This is a genomic window from Coprococcus comes ATCC 27758, from assembly GCF_025149785.1.
GTDB lineage: Bacteria > Bacillota > Clostridia > Lachnospirales > Lachnospiraceae > Allocoprococcus > Allocoprococcus comes.
Genome location: NZ_CP102277.1, coordinates 3,309,386 through 3,326,208 on the forward strand (window position 1 = coordinate 3,309,386; position 16,823 = coordinate 3,326,208).

At 42.0% G+C, this 16,823-nt stretch carries 14 protein-coding genes; 8 read left to right on the plus strand and 6 right to left on the minus strand.

From position 1 onward, the window contains the following. Window positions 1-39 precede the first annotated feature (39 nt). Window positions 40-1,770, minus strand: a complete 1,731-nt coding sequence (locus NQ556_RS16110; RefSeq protein WP_008371237.1) for an ABC transporter ATP-binding protein — start codon at window positions 1,768-1,770, stop codon at window positions 40-42. 2 nt (window positions 1,771-1,772) lie between these two features. Beyond that, complete coding sequence (locus NQ556_RS16115) at window positions 1,773-3,521, minus strand: ABC transporter ATP-binding protein (RefSeq protein ID WP_008371239.1); 1,749 nt, start codon at window positions 3,519-3,521, stop codon at window positions 1,773-1,775. 352 nt (window positions 3,522-3,873) lie between these two features. Between NQ556_RS16115 and NQ556_RS16120 the strand changes: the two genes are divergently transcribed. Next, window positions 3,874-4,722, plus strand: a complete 849-nt coding sequence (locus tag NQ556_RS16120) for a LysR family transcriptional regulator (RefSeq protein ID WP_008371241.1) — start codon at window positions 3,874-3,876, stop codon at window positions 4,720-4,722. 133 nt (window positions 4,723-4,855) lie between these two features. Here NQ556_RS16120 and NQ556_RS16125 read toward each other — a convergent pair whose 3' ends face one another. Together NQ556_RS16125 and NQ556_RS16130 are read right to left on the minus strand one after the other, a co-directional pair. Then, on the minus strand, window positions 4,856-6,040 hold the full coding sequence (locus NQ556_RS16125; RefSeq protein ID WP_008371245.1) for a sensor histidine kinase: 1,185 nt from the start codon (window positions 6,038-6,040) through the stop codon (window positions 4,856-4,858). Then, window positions 6,037-6,732, minus strand: coding sequence for a response regulator transcription factor (locus NQ556_RS16130; protein WP_227084779.1), 696 nt, complete (start codon window positions 6,730-6,732; stop codon window positions 6,037-6,039). Before NQ556_RS16130 ends, NQ556_RS16125 begins: the two co-directional genes overlap by 4 nt. Before the next feature lie 122 nt (window positions 6,733-6,854). Between NQ556_RS16130 and NQ556_RS16135 the strand changes: the two genes are divergently transcribed. Genes NQ556_RS16135 through NQ556_RS16145 form a run of 3 tightly spaced genes read left to right on the plus strand, consistent with a single transcriptional unit; the run spans window position 6,855 to window position 8,862 of the window. Next, window positions 6,855-6,995 (plus strand): CD1871A family CXXC motif-containing protein, encoded by a 141-nt coding sequence (locus tag NQ556_RS16135; RefSeq protein WP_008371248.1) that lies wholly within the window; start codon window positions 6,855-6,857, stop codon window positions 6,993-6,995. Beyond that, window positions 6,988-7,875 (plus strand): 4Fe-4S binding protein, encoded by an 888-nt coding sequence (locus NQ556_RS16140; protein ID WP_008371250.1) that lies wholly within the window; start codon window positions 6,988-6,990, stop codon window positions 7,873-7,875. The genes NQ556_RS16135 and NQ556_RS16140 overlap by 8 nt, the downstream gene beginning before the upstream one ends. A gap of 42 nt (window positions 7,876-7,917) precedes the next feature. Next, window positions 7,918-8,862: a TlpA disulfide reductase family protein gene (locus tag NQ556_RS16145; RefSeq protein WP_044998834.1), complete on the plus strand. Its 945-nt coding sequence runs from the start codon at window positions 7,918-7,920 to the stop codon at window positions 8,860-8,862. Window positions 8,863-9,083: 221 nt separating this feature from the next. On the opposite strand, the gene NQ556_RS16150 is transcribed toward NQ556_RS16145, so the two are convergent. Together NQ556_RS16150 and NQ556_RS16155 are read right to left on the minus strand one after the other, a co-directional pair. After that, a complete protein-coding gene (locus NQ556_RS16150) occupies window positions 9,084-10,160 on the minus strand; it encodes a M42 family metallopeptidase (RefSeq protein ID WP_008371255.1) in 1,077 nt (358 codons plus the stop codon). 12 nt (window positions 10,161-10,172) lie between these two features. Continuing rightward, window positions 10,173-10,934, minus strand: coding sequence for a creatininase family protein (locus NQ556_RS16155; RefSeq protein ID WP_008371256.1), 762 nt, complete (start codon window positions 10,932-10,934; stop codon window positions 10,173-10,175). A gap of 414 nt (window positions 10,935-11,348) precedes the next feature. Between NQ556_RS16155 and NQ556_RS16160 the strand changes: the two genes are divergently transcribed. The 4 genes from NQ556_RS16160 to melB all read left to right on the plus strand — a co-directional run bounded on the left by NQ556_RS16160 (window position 11,349) and on the right by melB (window position 16,805). Next, a complete protein-coding gene (locus NQ556_RS16160; RefSeq protein ID WP_055155945.1) occupies window positions 11,349-12,107 on the plus strand; it encodes a GntR family transcriptional regulator in 759 nt (252 codons plus the stop codon). 227 nt (window positions 12,108-12,334) lie between these two features. Then, on the plus strand, window positions 12,335-14,095 hold the full coding sequence (locus NQ556_RS16165; protein ID WP_081445244.1) for a diguanylate cyclase domain-containing protein: 1,761 nt from the start codon (window positions 12,335-12,337) through the stop codon (window positions 14,093-14,095). Between the two features lie 196 nt (window positions 14,096-14,291). After that, window positions 14,292-15,209: an AraC family transcriptional regulator gene (locus NQ556_RS16170; protein WP_008371262.1), complete on the plus strand. Its 918-nt coding sequence runs from the start codon at window positions 14,292-14,294 to the stop codon at window positions 15,207-15,209. 177 nt (window positions 15,210-15,386) lie between these two features. Continuing rightward, window positions 15,387-16,805, plus strand: coding sequence for a melibiose:sodium transporter MelB (gene melB, locus NQ556_RS16175; protein WP_008371263.1), 1,419 nt, complete (start codon window positions 15,387-15,389; stop codon window positions 16,803-16,805). Window positions 16,806-16,823 lie beyond the last annotated feature (18 nt).

The following is a 16,823-nucleotide window of genomic DNA, read 5'->3' on the forward strand; positions in this document are numbered from 1 at the left end:
TTGAAAATGCCGTATACGAGAACCGTGACGTATTCTGTTTTATGACACTGCCTGGAACTGGCTGTTATACAGATGACTGTAGAAGCCGCCTTCTTTCAGCAGTTCTTCATGGGTTCCCTGCTCAATGATCTTACCGTCTTTCATGACGAGGATCAGGGAAGCGTTGCGGATCGTAGACAGGCGGTGTGCAACGACAAAGCTTGTACGACCTTTCATCAGGTTATCAAATGCTTCCTGTACCTGCAGTTCGGTACGGGTATCGATACTTGAAGTCGCTTCGTCCAGGATCAGCATTGGCGGCAGACAGAGCATAACTCTTGTGATACACAGGAGCTGTTTCTGTCCCTGGCTGATGCTGTCCTCATGCAGGACGGTATCAAGTCCCTGCGGAAGTCTGCGGATGAAATCCCAGCTTTTTGCCTCTTTTGCTGCCCAGATGATTTCTTCATCCGTGGCATCCGGTTTTCCGAAGCTGATATTTTCACGGACAGTACCGGATTTGATCCAGGTATCCTGAAGCACCATACCGAAGCTCTTTCTGAGCGAATGTCGGGAAAGCTCATCGATCGGTTTACCGTCGATACAGATTTTTCCGGAATCCACGTCATAGAAGCGCATCAGGAGGTTGATAAATGTTGTTTTTCCGCATCCGGTAGGACCTACGATCGCAATACGCATACCAGGTTCAACCTGAAGGTTAAAGTCTTCAATCAGAGATTTACTCTTGTCATAGCTGAAATCTATGTGGTCGATATCCACATTTCCATCCACCTTTTCAAGTACTTCAGAAGAATCGTTTACTTCTTCCGGTTCTTCTAAGAGGTCAAAGATACGTGTCGCACATGCAAGGGCGTTCTGCATTTCCGTGATTACGGATGTAATGTCGTTGAATGGCTTCATGTACTGGTTCGCGTAAGAAAGCAGTACGGAAAGACCGCCGACAGTCAGGGTTCCAAGCGGGATCAGGAATGCACCTGCAAGTGCTACGGCAGCGTAAATAATGTTGTTTACGAAACGGGTGGACGGATTGGTAAGGCTGCTGTAAAATACGGCTTTCTGGCTATATTCTTTGAGTTCTTTATTGATCTCATCAAAACGCTTTGAAGCCTTGTCCTCATATCCGAATGCCTTGACAACCTTCTGATTTCCGATCATTTCCTCGATTAGAGCAGTCTGTTTTCCACGGGTTTCACTCTGCTTTTTAAACATGGTAAAAGAGCGTGAGGAAATAAATTTTGCCACCAGGAAGCTGAGTGGTGTCAGAAGGATGACCATCAAAGTGATCCACACGTTCTTGGAAAACATGAAGATCAAGGTTACAACAACGGTCACAACGCCGGAAAATAACTGGGTAAATCCGAGCAGTAATCCGTCAGAAAGGATATCAGTATCAGCAATGATACGGCTCACAATATCGCCGGTGCTGTGCTGGTCCAGATAAGAAAGCGGAAGCTTCTGGATGTGGCGGATTGCCTGGGATCGGATATCCTGTACAATATGATAGGTCATGCGGTTATTGACAAGGTTCATGATCCAGATTGCGGCTGCAGCGATCACTACGAACAGAAGAATCTGCTTCAGATAGAGCCACATCTGGGTAAAGTCTACATTGTGCGCTGCTACGATCTCATCGATCGCATTACCGAAGAGAACCGGCACATAAAGCTGAAGAACCACTGATATTCCGGCAAGGATGATGCTGAGGATCAGGAGGATCCAGTATTTTCCGATATATTTAAAAAGCTTTTTCATTACACTGTCTTTTTTCATACCTACATCTCCCCTCTTTCATATTTTGCACGGTCTTCCGGGAACTGTGAGAAATAGATCTCACGATAAACTTCGCAGGATTTCATAAGTTCATCATGTGTACCGGATCCGGCGAGTTCTCCATTATCTAATACTAAAATCTTGTCTGCCTGGCGGATGCCTGCAACCCTCTGGGATACCAGGAAGGTTGTTGTCTCTCCTTCCAGTCCTGCGAGGGCTTTCCGAAGTGCTGCGTCAGTTGCAAAATCAAGTGCGCTTAAGCTGTCGTCGAGGATCAGGATTTCCGGCTTTTTCACAAGAGCGCGGGCAATGGTAAGACGCTGACGCTGTCCACCGGAAAGGTTCTTTCCGTTCTGCTCGAGCATGAAATCAAGCTGTCCGTCTTTTCCTTCTACGACTTCTTTTGCCTGTGCAACTTTCAGTGCATTCCAGATCTCGGAGTCAGATGCATTTTCATTGCCCCATTTCATGTTATCGCGGATGCTGCCTTTGAAAAGGACGGAGCGCTGCTGTACGATTCCGACCTTGTCGTGGATTTCCTGATTGGTGAGCTCTTTTACATTGCGTCCATTCAGTTTAACGGTTCCGCAGGTTACATCATAGAAACGGGAGATCAGGCTGACCAGAGTGGATTTTCCGCATCCGGTACCACCGATGATACCGACTGTCTGCCCTTTTTTTACAGAGAAACTGATATCAGAAAGGCTTGATGCACCGGCACCTGCATAGGTGAAGGATACCTTGTCGAATTCGACTTCATTTGCAGAAGGATCTGCCTTTGCAGAAGGGGTTTCCGGATAATGCATGGTAGTCCTGATATCCAGGACACCGGCTACACGGTCTGCACATGCCATCGCCTTGTTCAGTGTAATGATCAGGGAAGCCAGCTTGATCAGCTCGACGATCATCTGTGCCATGTAGTTGTAAAGCGCGACAACCTGTCCCTGATGCATGGTTCCGAGATTGACCTGGAGTCCTGCTCTTGCGATCAGAATGACAGTTGCAATGTTGATCAACACGTAGGTAAATGGATTTAAGAGGGCGGAAATTCTTCCGACAAATTCATTTAACCTGGTCAGTTCGGTGTTGCTCTTTTCAAATTCATTTACCGATTCTTCTTCGCGGCAAAATGCGCGGATCACGCGGACACCTGTCAGATTCTCACGGGTAAGTCCTGTGACGCGGTCCAGGGCAGCCTGCACTTTTTTGAAAAGCGGGATGCTGACCAGCATAATGAAAATGACGCCGACAAATAAAAGAGGGATCGCCACAACGAATACCAGCGCACATTTAAAGTTGATCGTAAATGCCATGATCATCGAACCGATTACGATAAACGGACTTCTCAGAAGAAGACGAAGTCCCATGTTGATGCCGTTCTGGACCTGGTTGATATCATCGGTCATCCGTGTGATCAGGGTGTCCGTACCGATCGTATCAAGTTCGGTAAATGAAAAGCCCTGAATGTGGTCAAATACGGCCTGTCTTAAATTGGTTGCACAGCCGACACTCGCTCTTGCAGCAAAATACTGTGCGGTAAAACTGCAGCTAAGACCGACTGCAGCCATGAGGATCAGCACCAGGAACATCTTTACGATGTAGCCGTGGTCATTGTTTGCAATACCAATATCAATGATCTTGGCGACAACCACCGGAACCAAAAGGTCAAATACGACTTCCAGCAGTTTGAATAATGGTGCAAGAATACTTTCCATCTTGTATTCTTTCAGATAAACCCAAAGTTTCTTCAAACACACTCACTCCTGTTCTTTACTTCTTAGTTTTTTCTTGACCTACTCATTATAATGCGCTACCATCAATATGAATAATATTGTTTTTATGACAGCTTAATATAAAAAAAGTATAACAATGTGAGTGGCAAAAGGTATTTTGACCTATTTGATACCAGATTGCTACGTGCTTTGCACTCTCGCAATCCTCAAAAACATTCGTAATCCGCTCATTTTTCTTTGAAAAATGGCTACTTACTCATGTTTTTGGCGGGTCAAGAGGTCAAAAATCCTCTTGCAAGCAAGCTTGCATCGGCTTTCTGACCTTTTGACCCTGGTATCATCATATAACTAAACGGAGGGAAAAAAGAAAATGGAACTCAGACAGCTGGAATATTTCCGGGAAATCGCGAATACGGGAAGCATCAATGAAGCGGCGAGAAAGCTCAATATGTCACAGCCGCCCCTCAGCTATCAGATCAGGCAGTTGGAAAATGAACTGAACGTGCAGCTGTTTGAGCGTACCCATAAAGGGGTGATCCTGACGGCGGCAGGTAAGCTTTTGTATGACCGTGCGGCGAGCCTTCTGGATTATGCCAGATCGACAGAGCTTGAGGTGTCCCAAACGGGTAAAAAAAGGGTTCTGAGAATCGGGATCACGCCGACGACGGTCGGCACAGTCATGCCGTTTATCGCAGAATTTTCAAAGAAAAATCCCGACGTGAATTTTGAGGTTCACGACGGGATCACGTATACGTTATATGATTATCTTCAGGAAGGGATCATCGATATTTCGGTTGTCCGCACGCCGCTTCGGCTGGATGATGTGGAGTCCGCAGTCCTGCATTCGGAGCCGATGATCGCTGTCTCCAATCCGGAGATGCCTTCAGAAGGACGGAAATCGCTCATTCTTGAAGATTTAGTCCACAGACCGTTAATTCTCTACCGGCGCTATGAAAAGCTGATTATGGATGCATTTCACGTGCAGAATCTGGTTCCGGAGGTGTTCTGCCTGTGTGATGATGCCAGGGGCGCTACCCTTTGGGTGAAGGAAGGGCTTGCCACGGCGATCTTCCCGCAGTCCATGGAGCCGCTTTGCGAAGGGCTGACTTGTCAGGTGCTTGATGAACCGGATCTGGTGACGAAGATCCTTCTGATCTGGCAGAAGGGGCGGAAGCCGACGGCGGTAGTGCAGGATTTTATGGATGTCTGTCTGAAATAATTTAAACCGTATTAAAAATAATAATCCTCAGTTTATTTTTGATACGGTAAGTGAATTGTAAGACGGATTCTCCATGTTCTGGCAGGTGGAAGCGATAAACATCAGTATGATCGATTTGCGAATTGTTTTTCGATTATACTGCTTTTTCAAAGTCTGCCCCTATACCCATTTTCACTTCAAATGTCGTTCCGCTATGCTTATTTGTATAAACTTCAATCGTTCCGTCATGAACCCGCACAACTTCCCGCACCATCGCAAGGCCAAGCCCCACACCTCCGAGTTCCCGGCTTCTTGACTTATCTACCCGGAAGAACGGTTCGAAGATCTGCTCCCTGAATGCTTCATCAATTCCATTTCCTGTATCCGAAACCGTCAGAACAACTTTGTTCTTCTTCCTTATTGCCGATACCGTAACGGATCCATTTTCCCGATTATATTTAATCGCATTTTCCACAAGATTATATAGCATTCTGTAAATCAGAATATCACTCCCTGTCAAAAACAATTCTTCATCTGCCTTTGCTCCTGCTCCCTGTGACTTCTGTATCAGTTCAACCTTTTTTTCCTGTGCCAGCGGTTCCAGATCTGTCAGCACTTCCTCGATCATACTATGGAGCTCAATTCTGTCATTTCGCGATACGGTCTGTAATTCGCTCATATCCAAAAGCGTTCGGACCAACTTGCTAAGACGTTCATTCTGCTCCGTTACCATCTGAATTGTCTCTTCTGCCACTGCGGTACTCTCCGGATGTTCTGTTGTATGGTATAGATCCAGTTGTGCCTGGATTAAAGCCAGTGGAGTACGTAACTCATGTGCTGCATTTCCCGTAAACCGGCGCTGCGTCTCGAATGATTCCGAAAGCCGTATAAGCATCTTATTGTAAGATATGCGAAGTCTGTCCAGCTCTGCAATCTTATTCTCTTCGATCGTATAATCTTTCAGATTCTGTGCCTGAACTTTTTCCACTGTCTCTGAAAATTTCCTGAGTGGTTTCAATGCCCGTCCACTGATAAAATAAGTCGCTGCGCCGCCAAACAGCGCTACAATAGCAGTAATCAGAAGGCTTCTGCTTCTATAATCTGATTTGGAGTTATAAACCTTCATGGAAAACTGTGACACAAAGTCATCCCACTCATTATCCGGAATATCAATGTACACCGATTCCGGCTCTGTGCCCTGATCCGTGATAGACTCCTGAAGCGTATCGAAATAATAGACTCCGTTTTTATATAAGAAAAAGGTAAGACATCCGCATAATATGGTGATCAACACGGTTGTAAGAAGTGTTAATTTCCACTGGAGTGATATTTTCTTCATGCTTTGCTATTTCCCCCTATCTTATAGCCCTCACCGATTTTGTTCACGATTGGATCATATCCGAGTCCTGCTTTCAGTTTTTTTCTCAAAGAAGACATATGCACTCGGATGGAACCGCTAAAACTATCCACAGAAGAATCCCAGACATGCTCGATCAGTTCTTCCTGACTGACCGGTCTTCCCTGATTTAAAAGGAGATATTCTAAAATCCCATTTTCTTTTCTCGTCAACGCAACTGGGTTATCGTCTGCATATGCAACCCTTTCTCTCGTATCAAATCGAAGTTTTCCGCATTCCAGACAGATATTTTTTTGTATAAATTTTCTTCTTGTCAGGCTTCTCACGCGCGCTTCCAGCTCCTGCAGGTGAAATGGTTTTTCCATATAATCATTTGCACCGGAATCCAATCCTTCAACCTTATCTGCGATCTGACTTCTCGCAGACAGGATCAATACTTTTGTCTCTTCATTTTCCTTGCGAAGTTCCCGAAGGATCTCCATCCCATCCACCCCGGGCAGGTTAAGATCAAGCACGATCAGGTCATACAGTTCCGCATAGATCATCTCCAGTGCCTGCTCTCCGTCATTACACATGTCCACCTCATAACCTGCCAGATGCAGACTTTTCGCGATCATATCACATAATTTCTTTTCATCTTCAACAACTAATAATCTCAATTTACTTTTCTCCATTTTCTTAACAGGAAATTTACATCTCATATTATATAATGTAGTCACTGAACGGTCAATAAGCCGACTTTGAGCAATAACATTGAAAGGAGCAGTTACTATTTACAGTAACAAGTGGTATCTTAATGAAATCAGAAAAAGCAACACAAACTTTTTTACTTGCAGCCGGTCTTGTATTTTTCCTTGTCGGGATTTACCGTGGAGAAGCTGCAACTGTACTCAGTAAGGCAATAAAATTATGTATGGAGTGTGTCGGAATTGGATAAGAAATTAAAATCAAACAAGAACTTCCTGGTTCGTTTCCGCGGATGGTTTCAGGCAGCTGCAACACTGCTGACCAATCTTCATATTCCGAATCTGTTTAAAGGGAAAATTTATCAGGGAAAGGTAAAAACAATATGTGTACCCGGACTGAACTGCTACTCTTGCCCGGCTGCCACAGGTGCCTGTCCGATTGGAGCTTTCCAGGCTGTAGTCGGTTCATCAAAATTCAAGTTCACCTACTACATCACCGGATTCTTTATCTTGCTGGGAGTTCTGTTAGGACGATTTATCTGCGGTTTTCTCTGTCCGTTTGGATGGTTTCAGGATTTGTTGCATAAAATTCCGGGTAAGAAACTGTCTACTGCAAAACTAAAACCCCTGCGGTATCTGAAATACGCGGTTCTGGCCGTTTTTGTTATACTGCTTCCGGCATTTGTGACTAATTCGCTGGGGATGGGCGATCCATTCTTCTGCAAATACATATGTCCACAAGGCGTACTTGAAGGTGCAATTCCACTGGCACTTGTTAATTCGGGAATCCGCGCGGCACTCGGACACTTATTTACGTTTAAGTTTACAATCCTTGTATTTGTAATTATCTTAAGCATTTTGTTTTACCGCCCATTCTGTAAGTGGATCTGCCCGCTTGGTGCCATCTACTCGCTGTTTAACAAAATATCATTACTTAAGATTAAGGTGGATCCTGAAAAATGTGTTAACTGTCAAAAATGCAGCCATGCCTGCAAAATGGATGTAAATGTAGTAGACACACCGGATCACCCGGAATGTATCCGATGTGGAGCATGTATGAAAGCCTGTCCGACAAATGCGATCTGCTATCATTACGGATTTTCAGGCAAGAAACAGGCTGACAATAAATAAGCAAAAATGAATCAAATGATATTCAAAAGGAGATTAAAAATCATGAAAAACAAAACAAGTAGAACAAACTCAATGAAATTAAAAAAAGTAATTGCGGCATCTCTTGCCGTTTTCATTCTTTTTGCATTCACAGGTTGCAAAACTTCATCCGGTTCCGCAACAACTGAAAGCTCAAAGCAGGAAGATACTTCCACAACAGATTCAAGCAGTTCGGGTGATCTGAATGAAAAGCTGAATGACCTTTACCAACAGGAAAACCAGATCTTTGCAGATCACAAAGATGTGTGGGACAAAGCATTTGGCTTTATGAGCAAGAACATTGACGATGATACCAAGAATGAAAACTATGCGGACTTTCTTGCAAATATAATAGAATCAAATAAAGATTCTTTCTCCGAAGAAGAATATGCTACTCTGAGTAAAGACATTGAAACGATCCGCGGTATTGAAGAAGAAATTGCAAAACTTGAAAAAGAAATTGCCGCAGCTGATCCTTCCGGCAGTAGTTCCTCCGGCACAGATGACTCTACAGGTGTGTTTCACGGTTTCAAAGGGAAAGACCTGGATGGTAACGATGTAGATGAAAGCCTTTTCACCAAAAATAAAGTTACGGTTGTAAACTTCTGGTTCAGTGGATGCAAGCCTTGCGTTGAAGAACTTTCTAAACTGAATGAATTAAATGATACAATTAAGAAAATGGGCGGTGAAGTTGTTGGTATCAATACAGATACATTAGATGATAATCAGGATGGTATCAAAGAAGCGAAAGAAATCTTGAAGGCCAAGGGAGCTTCCTACAAAAACCTGACTTTCGACTCCGATTCAACAGTTGGAAAATATGCAGGAAACATTATGGCATTCCCGACAACAGTTCTCGTAGATAAAGACGGAAATATCGTTGGCGAACCTTTCATGGGCGGAATCGATGATCAATCAAACTACGAGCAATTAATGAAACAAATTCAGTCCATACTTGATCAGGAATAATTCATTTACTGAAGATGTATGCTAAATGAGGCTGTCGCATTAGTGCGGCAGCCCCTATTTTTTTTGGTGTATTCCTATTTATCAGGATTCCATGTTTAACCTTCTGCTAGCTCTGAGGTTTTCCGAATGCTTTGTTTATGATTTAGGTAACATTCAAGCGTAGCAATACAATTCTCTGTTAGTATGTCTCGAAAATGCTTTGTTTCTTTTATGTATTGTATTTAAAAACTCATAACCTGCTCTTCGTCAAGTCTTTTAAGAATTTCGCATGCCAGCTTAACAGCGTTATCAAAGTCGCTATAAGCTGAAATTCCGTAATGTGTATGTGCATAGCGAACCGGAACTCCGATAACGATAACCGGAACCGCTTTTTCAGTCAGATGTATAGCTGCACCGTTGGTTGAACCGGCACTACGAACTGCATCCTGAACCGGAATACCAAGCTTTTCTGCCAGATCCAGTGCATATCTTTGATAATGTGGATTGGTGATCATACGGGCATCAATGTGACGCAGCATCGGTCCTCGCTTGATAGCTGTCTGAACCATATACGACTCAACGCAGGTATCATCTGCCGGGCATCCCTCAAAAACAATTGCGATATCCGGTTTAATTACCTGTGCTGTTACAGTGGCACCGCGTACACCAACTTCTTCCTGTGCTGCACAAGCGCCAACAATATCCACATTCAGCTCCTGACCAGCCAGGGTATGCATAGTCTTAAGAATTGCCGCACATCCCAGACGGCAGTCAAAGCTCTTGCCAACCATCAGATCTGTGGTTTCTGAATATGTAAATGTTACATCCGGCACTACGGGTTCACCGATACGAATGCCGAACTTTTCAACCGCCTCTTCTTTAGAAACAGCGCCAACATCTACCGTGATATCTTTCATATCCAGAGGTGCTTTACGCTCCTGCTCTGTCATGAAATGCGGAGGCTTGCTGGCAGTAAGCCCCGGAATATATTCTCCGAACCGGTTGCGAACCAAGACTTTATGAGCCGGAATATTGTGGTTAACCCAACCTCCGATCTGAATGATGCGGAGAGTTCCGTTCGGGCAGATAGCCTGCACCATAAAACCAACCTCATCACTATGTGCGTCAAGCTGAACAACCGGACGTTTGCCGTTATTTTCTTTACGGCGGATATACAGGTTGCGCATGCGATCTTCTGTAATTTCTCCGAGTCCTTCTGCGTAAGGACGAATCGCTGCAACCACTTCATCTTCGAAACCGGATGTACCGTTTGCATTTGAAATTGCTGCAATCATTTCCAATGTTGTTTTTTTATCCATTATGACACCTCTTTATGAAAGTTTTACTTTCTTGAATTCTTCCATGAAATCAACAATATAGTTTGCTGTAGTCTCAAGCATTTCCTTGCCCCACTCTTCTGTAGCGGTACTCGGATGATCCGGTCCGATCCAGCCGTTGTCTGTTACATGCGGAGTATTGCGTATAATATCAACGTTAACTCCCTTGAACTCAACAGAACGGAAACCGGTTGTCTTCAGATTATCAGACAGGTGCTTAAACTGGAGTTCACCACCTATCTCACTCTTATCAACTAAAGACGGATCAATTCCAAGAATCGCAGCTGTTTCCTCACCACCGCCGTGGCCGCCTTTCCACGCCGGGTTCATATCCCATGCCATCAGCCACCAGTTAAGCATAGCCACCAGACAGCCCTTATCTTCGAATTCCATGCCAAGGCGTTCAATCATCTTGATGTTTCCGCCATGTCCGTTCAGGAAAACGAATTTTCTTGCGCCGTGACGATACAGACTCAGAAAAATCTGGCGACAAAACTGATAGAGTACCTCATTGTCAATATCAATTGTACCCGGATATGGAGCTAAACACTGGCAGGAACCATATGGAATGGTCGGAGCAATCAAAACATCACTCTTTTTCTCGATTTTCTCCAACAAATGCTCCGGAATCAGTGTGTCGGTTCCAAGCGGCATATGACGGCCGTGACACTCAATACTGCCGATAGAAATAAGTACCATATCGTTTTTTTCAAAATATTCTTGAGCTTTCGGCCAAGTCAAATTTGTAAGTCTCATAAGTTCTCTCCTTCCTACTATAATTATTCTTCTCAGCTGAAAATCGGACTATTCGGAAACCAGACAGTCCGACATCCATCAATTACTGCGTTGCTTCCTATTCCCCTTTAGGATTTTTTTATGACAATGCAGAATTTTTGAGCTACTCTTGATAACCCAAGTATAGTCCATGCAAATATGATTGTCAACAATTTCAACTTAATGTTAACAGCGGGAAAATAGTGCTTTCGTTTTTGCTAACAATCCACTATAATTATAATAAGTTTTTTGCTAACGGACAAAAGACATCCGTATAATTTTTTCTATTAATTAGTAAGGAAATGAAACATGCGAGAAATTGGCGGTATGTTCTACTATGAACCAAGCGTACCTATCGAAAACGGATACTTATTCTGAAAATTTTATGAGGTAAATATGCAGAAACAAAGAAAAACATCAAATACTACTACATCAGAAATTGTTCTTGAATCTCTGCGGGAGCAGATCATCAATGGAATCCTTCAGCCTCAAGAAAAACTGGTAGAGGCTGAAATTGCCCGGAAATTCGGACTCAGCCGAGGTCCTGTGCGCGAAGCACTCCGACAGCTCGCTGTCGAAGGTTTAGTCGATTACTGTCCTAACAAAGGATGTACAGTCGCACTGCTTTCTCCACAAGACGCTTATGAAGTCTTTTTTCTGCGCGGCAGCCTTGAAAAACTGGCAATCCAAAAAAGTAACTGCCTCCTTAGTGACTATAGTCTCATGATAATGGAAGCCAGTATTGAAGAATTTCGAAAGGCTATTCTCGAAGGCAATACTATGAAGGCTGTTCGTGCAGATGAGACATTCCACCTGCAGATCATTCGTTCTGCCCAGCTTAACCGACTGACCAAAATGTGGGAGCTGCTGAGTCCACTGAATGGTGCCATGTTCCTCTCGGTTCAAAATGCTAATCGCTTTGGACAGTTAAGCGGAGATGCTGAAACGCTTCAGAATGCCAAATGCTTAGAACCAAACACACCGGATCAAAATACCTCTTATAACGGAAGCGCTGCAGTATGGACACACCAATGTCTGTTGGAGGCCATCCGGATTAACGATCTCCAGACAACCTGTGATCTTCTGGATCAGCATTATGAAGAAACCGGCAGACGTGTATACAGACTTTCACTCATGAAAGAACAGAGCTTTTGATCCGTTTCATTAATAATGGTTTGAGGGGCAAACTTGAGGGTTGGGTTTAAGGGGTTCATAATATGTTTCTTTTGTCTTTTGGATCGACTTCATCACCAAGGATTTCTTTCATTTCATGTATAAGGATTATGCACAGTCCGTTTTTCATAAAACTTATTCTGTTTTTCAACTTCTGTGATATAATGCTTTATTATAATAATTCCCATGGACAAAATGAGGTGAACCAAGTGAAAAAGAAAACACTTGTGCCTCTTATCATTTTTTTACTGGGCATATGCCTTGTTAGTTTGATTGTATACAAAACAGACGCCCACGAAAAAGAGCAGAGACACATAACAGCACAATTGAATGTAGCCACCTATGGCGAACGAATAAAGAATGAAATTACAAATGGAATTGAGATCACAGATACCTTGAAGCAAATCTTAATAAGTGAAGATGGCGAAATCCATCAGTTTGAAACAATTGCAGGAAATCTTATGTCTGATTCTATTGAAAGTGTACAGCTTGCTCCTAATGGTGTTGTTACAGATATTTATCCGGCTAATGAAAAGGAGGCAGGTAAGATTGATTTGATCCATGATAAAGACCGCGGAAAAATTTCCTGTTACGCAAGAGACAACCATACAATCATTACGCAGGGCCCCTTCAAATTAAAACAGGGAGGATATGGAATTGCAGTCCGCAATCCCGTATACCTGAAAGATAAAAACGGACATGAGTATTTCTGGGGATTTACTATTGTTATCCTGCGTGTTCCGGATATTTTTTCAGATTCAATCAGTGCACTTTCAAGTTTTGGATACGAATACAAAATTTCAAAAACAGACGCTCCATGGAGTGATACTTATAAAGTGGTTTATCAATCAGATGGGCAAATAAATCATCCTGTTTCTTATACATTTACAATAGGAGATGAAAACTGGAAATTTGAAGTAACTCCTAAAAGTGGATGGAGAAATGCCACATTACTGATAATCATCATCGGAATATTTCTTACAATAAGCCTTCTCCTGTCAGTTCTTACCAGAGTATGGTTAGTAGCAAAAGAACATAAGAAAAAGTTTCAGATACTGGCGCGCACAGATTCTCTTACAAATATTTATAACCGCTATGGATTTGATGAATTTGCAGAAAAAATGATTCAAAAAAATCCAAAAGCACATTTTGTGGCTGCGCTCCTTGATATCGATGATTTCAAGTTTATTAATGATATCTATGGACATAATTATGGAGACAGGGCACTAAAGAATCTTGCAGACAGCATGAAGACTTTTTTCCCATCCGATGCATTACTTGGAAGAAATGGTGGTGACGAATTCTGCATTCTTTTACCAAATTGTACCTTTGCAGAAGCAGATATACAGCTGCAGAAATTCACCAAACTTCCTAAATCATTCTCATACCATGGTAAGGAACATGCATTTTATATTTCTCTAGGATATGCAGAATATCCAACGTTTGCATCCAATCGTTCACAACTCATGCGCTGCGCAGATGCCGCTCTTTATGAAATAAAGCTTCATGGAAAAAATGGATGTATGGTCTACAGAGAAGGATTTCGGTCAGGTGCCCGCAAACAGCTTGGATTCGCATTCAAGGATATCTCTGAACATCTTCCAGGTGCATTCATCATATACAGAGCTGACAAAGAAGATGATGAACTATTTTTTGCAAATGATGAATTTCTTCATATGTCAGGATATAAAGATATAGATGAACTGTTCAGACTTACTAAGAAAAGTTTTCGCAACTTGATCCGGGAAGATGAACAGCAACAGATAGAATCAAGTATCTGGGAACAGATTGACAGTGGTAATGAAAATGACTATATTCACTTCCATCTTCGAAAAGCTGACGGAACTTATTTTTCTGTGCTTGATCATGGAAGAATTGTAGAGAACTCGCAATACGGAAAGGTATTTTACGTATTGTTTATGGATTGGAAAGATATGCATATTCGTTACAATGATAAATTCGCAAGATAATAAAATATTGCAAAAAAACAGAGCGTATGATCTATTTTCATATTAATACTTGGTTTGAAAACTGATGGAAGAATAACACGATACTGTGATAGAATAAGGAAAACGGTTAAACTAACTATTGCTGAGTGAGCAACAGCAAAAGTAAGCATGACTGGAAAGTGCTTGTGTTCTTAGGGATTAAGAGAGGATACAGATTATGGAAGATTCTTACGTATTACAACTGTTGAAACCAAAGTTTAAAGATTTTCATTTGTGTTTCTGCGGATTTGCAGAATGCAAGCCATTACATAGCTACGGGCCAGCCGCAAGACCCAATTATATTTTGCATTATGTAATGAAGGGCAAAGGTATCTATCAGGTAGGTGAAACGAAGTATCCGCTGAAAGAAGGACAGGCCTTTCTGATTGAACCGGAAAGCCTTACCTTTTATCAGGCAGATAAAACGGACCCATGGTCTTACCTTTGGGTAGGATTTGGTGGTACGGAGGCACAGAGATTTGTCAGAGATCTCGGACTGAACAGTCGTCAGCTTACATGCGAGTGTGAATATGGAGAAGAACTGAAAGAAATTGTATTTGAAATGCTTCATCATACGTGTTCAACTGCAGAAAATCTTTATTATCTCCAGGGAAAGCTCTATCAGTTTTTCTCAGTACTGGCTCGTGGGATTGAAATTCAGCAATATTCGAATGATACAAAAGAAAGCATACATGTGCAGGAAGCAATTGCCTATATAAAGAATTACTATTCACAGAAAATCACAGTGGAAGATATAGCAAATTATTTGGCACTAAATCGAAGTTATTTATATACAATATTTATGAACAGTCTTGGAATCTCTCCGAAAGAATTTTTGACGGAATTTCGAATTTCCAGAGGAAAGGAGCAGCTCGCACTTACAGATCTATCTGTGGAGGAAATCGCAGTTTCTTGTGGTTATCGCAATTCACTTGCTTTCGGCAAAGTATTTAAACAGAAAATGGGAATGACGCCGACCCAATATCGTAATGATAACAGAAAGGCTGCCCGAGAACGATTGATCAGTGCACAAAACGAACTGAAAGAATACAAGAAACATAAAAAAATTTATGTAGGAGAAGTCGAAAAAGAATAGACGAAATGTTGAAAAAGACATCCGATACCTAACATTTGAGATATAATACTTAACAAAAAGGTATAACGGATGTCTTTTTTTGTACGCTATACTAGTATCAGCAGATATAAGGAACAAGTGCACAGGTTTCTTCACTCAGATAACAAATAAACAAAAGAGTATTAGAGGAGGAGAATCATGGAAAATCAAAAAGAAACTCAGAAAAATCCGCAATATAAATATGCGTCTACAAGAGAAAAATTATGTTTTGGAATTGGAGCAATCGGCAAAGATGCGATTTGCAATTTAGTAGGAGCATTTTTAATGCTTTATTTTACAGATACTTTGTATCTGGCACCGGCATTTGTCGGCGTACTGTTTTTGGTAGCAAGAATATGGGATGCGATCAATGACCCGATGATGGGAATGATCGTTGACAATACACATACACGTTTTGGTAAATTCAGAATCTGGCTTGTAATCGGAACATTGGTAAATTCAGTTGTATTTGTTTTGTTATTCCACAGTTTTAACCTGTCAGGAACAGCATTGTACGTATATGTATCCGTTATGTACATTTTATATGGAATGACTTATACGATCATGGATGTACCTTACTGGTCATGGCTTCCTAACCTGACAAATGACCCGCGTGAACGTGAGAAAGTTTCCGTAATTCCAAGATTTTTCGCAAGTCTTGCAGGATTTTCAGTAGCAACATTTGGGCTTTATATTATCAATTACCTGAATAAAGCAGCAGGCGAGAGCAATCTCTACGCAGAAAAAGGATATACACTTTTTGCAATTATTATCGCAGTTATTTTCATCGTTACAATCGGAATTACTGTATTTAATGTAAAAGAGGAATCAACAGTAGGTATATCAGCAGAAAAGACAAGTCTGAAACAGGCATTTCATGTAATTGTAAAAAATGATCAGTTGCTTGCATTTATCGGATTACTTTTGACATTTAACCTTTGTACACAGATTGCAAAAAGCTTTGCTGTGTATTATTTCAAATGTGTATGCCACGATGAATATCTGTATTCTATCTTTGGATTTGCAATTATTGCTGAGATGGCAGGACTTTTATGCTTCCCAAAAATCGCAGCAAAAATTAGCCGTGAAAAGGTATACGCATTTGCATGTGGACTTCCAATTGCTGGATTTGTACTGCTCGGTGCAGCAGGATATGTAGCACCACAGAGTAATGTATTAGTTGTTGTATGTTGTGCACTGCTTTTCTTCGGATCAGGTCTTTCACTTGGAGTAACAACATGCTGTATGGCAGACGTTATCGACTATGGAGAAGTAAAATTTGGTGTACGAAATGAAAGCGTAACATGCTCTGCACAGACATTTCTTATGAAGGCAGCTACGGCAGTAGCAGGTGGATTAACAGGAATTGGTCTTCAGATTGTAGGATACAACGCAAAAGCGGTAACTCAGAGCGCAGCGACCGTAATGGGTATTCGCGTGTTAATGCTTGTGATTCCAATCATTCTTGCATGTGCAAGCTTTGGTATTTACAAAAAATACTACACTTTAAAAGGTGAGAAGATGGAAGAAATCACAAGAAAAGTAAATGAAATGCATGCGAAAAAGCAGACAGCTTAAGAGACAACAATTCAATTG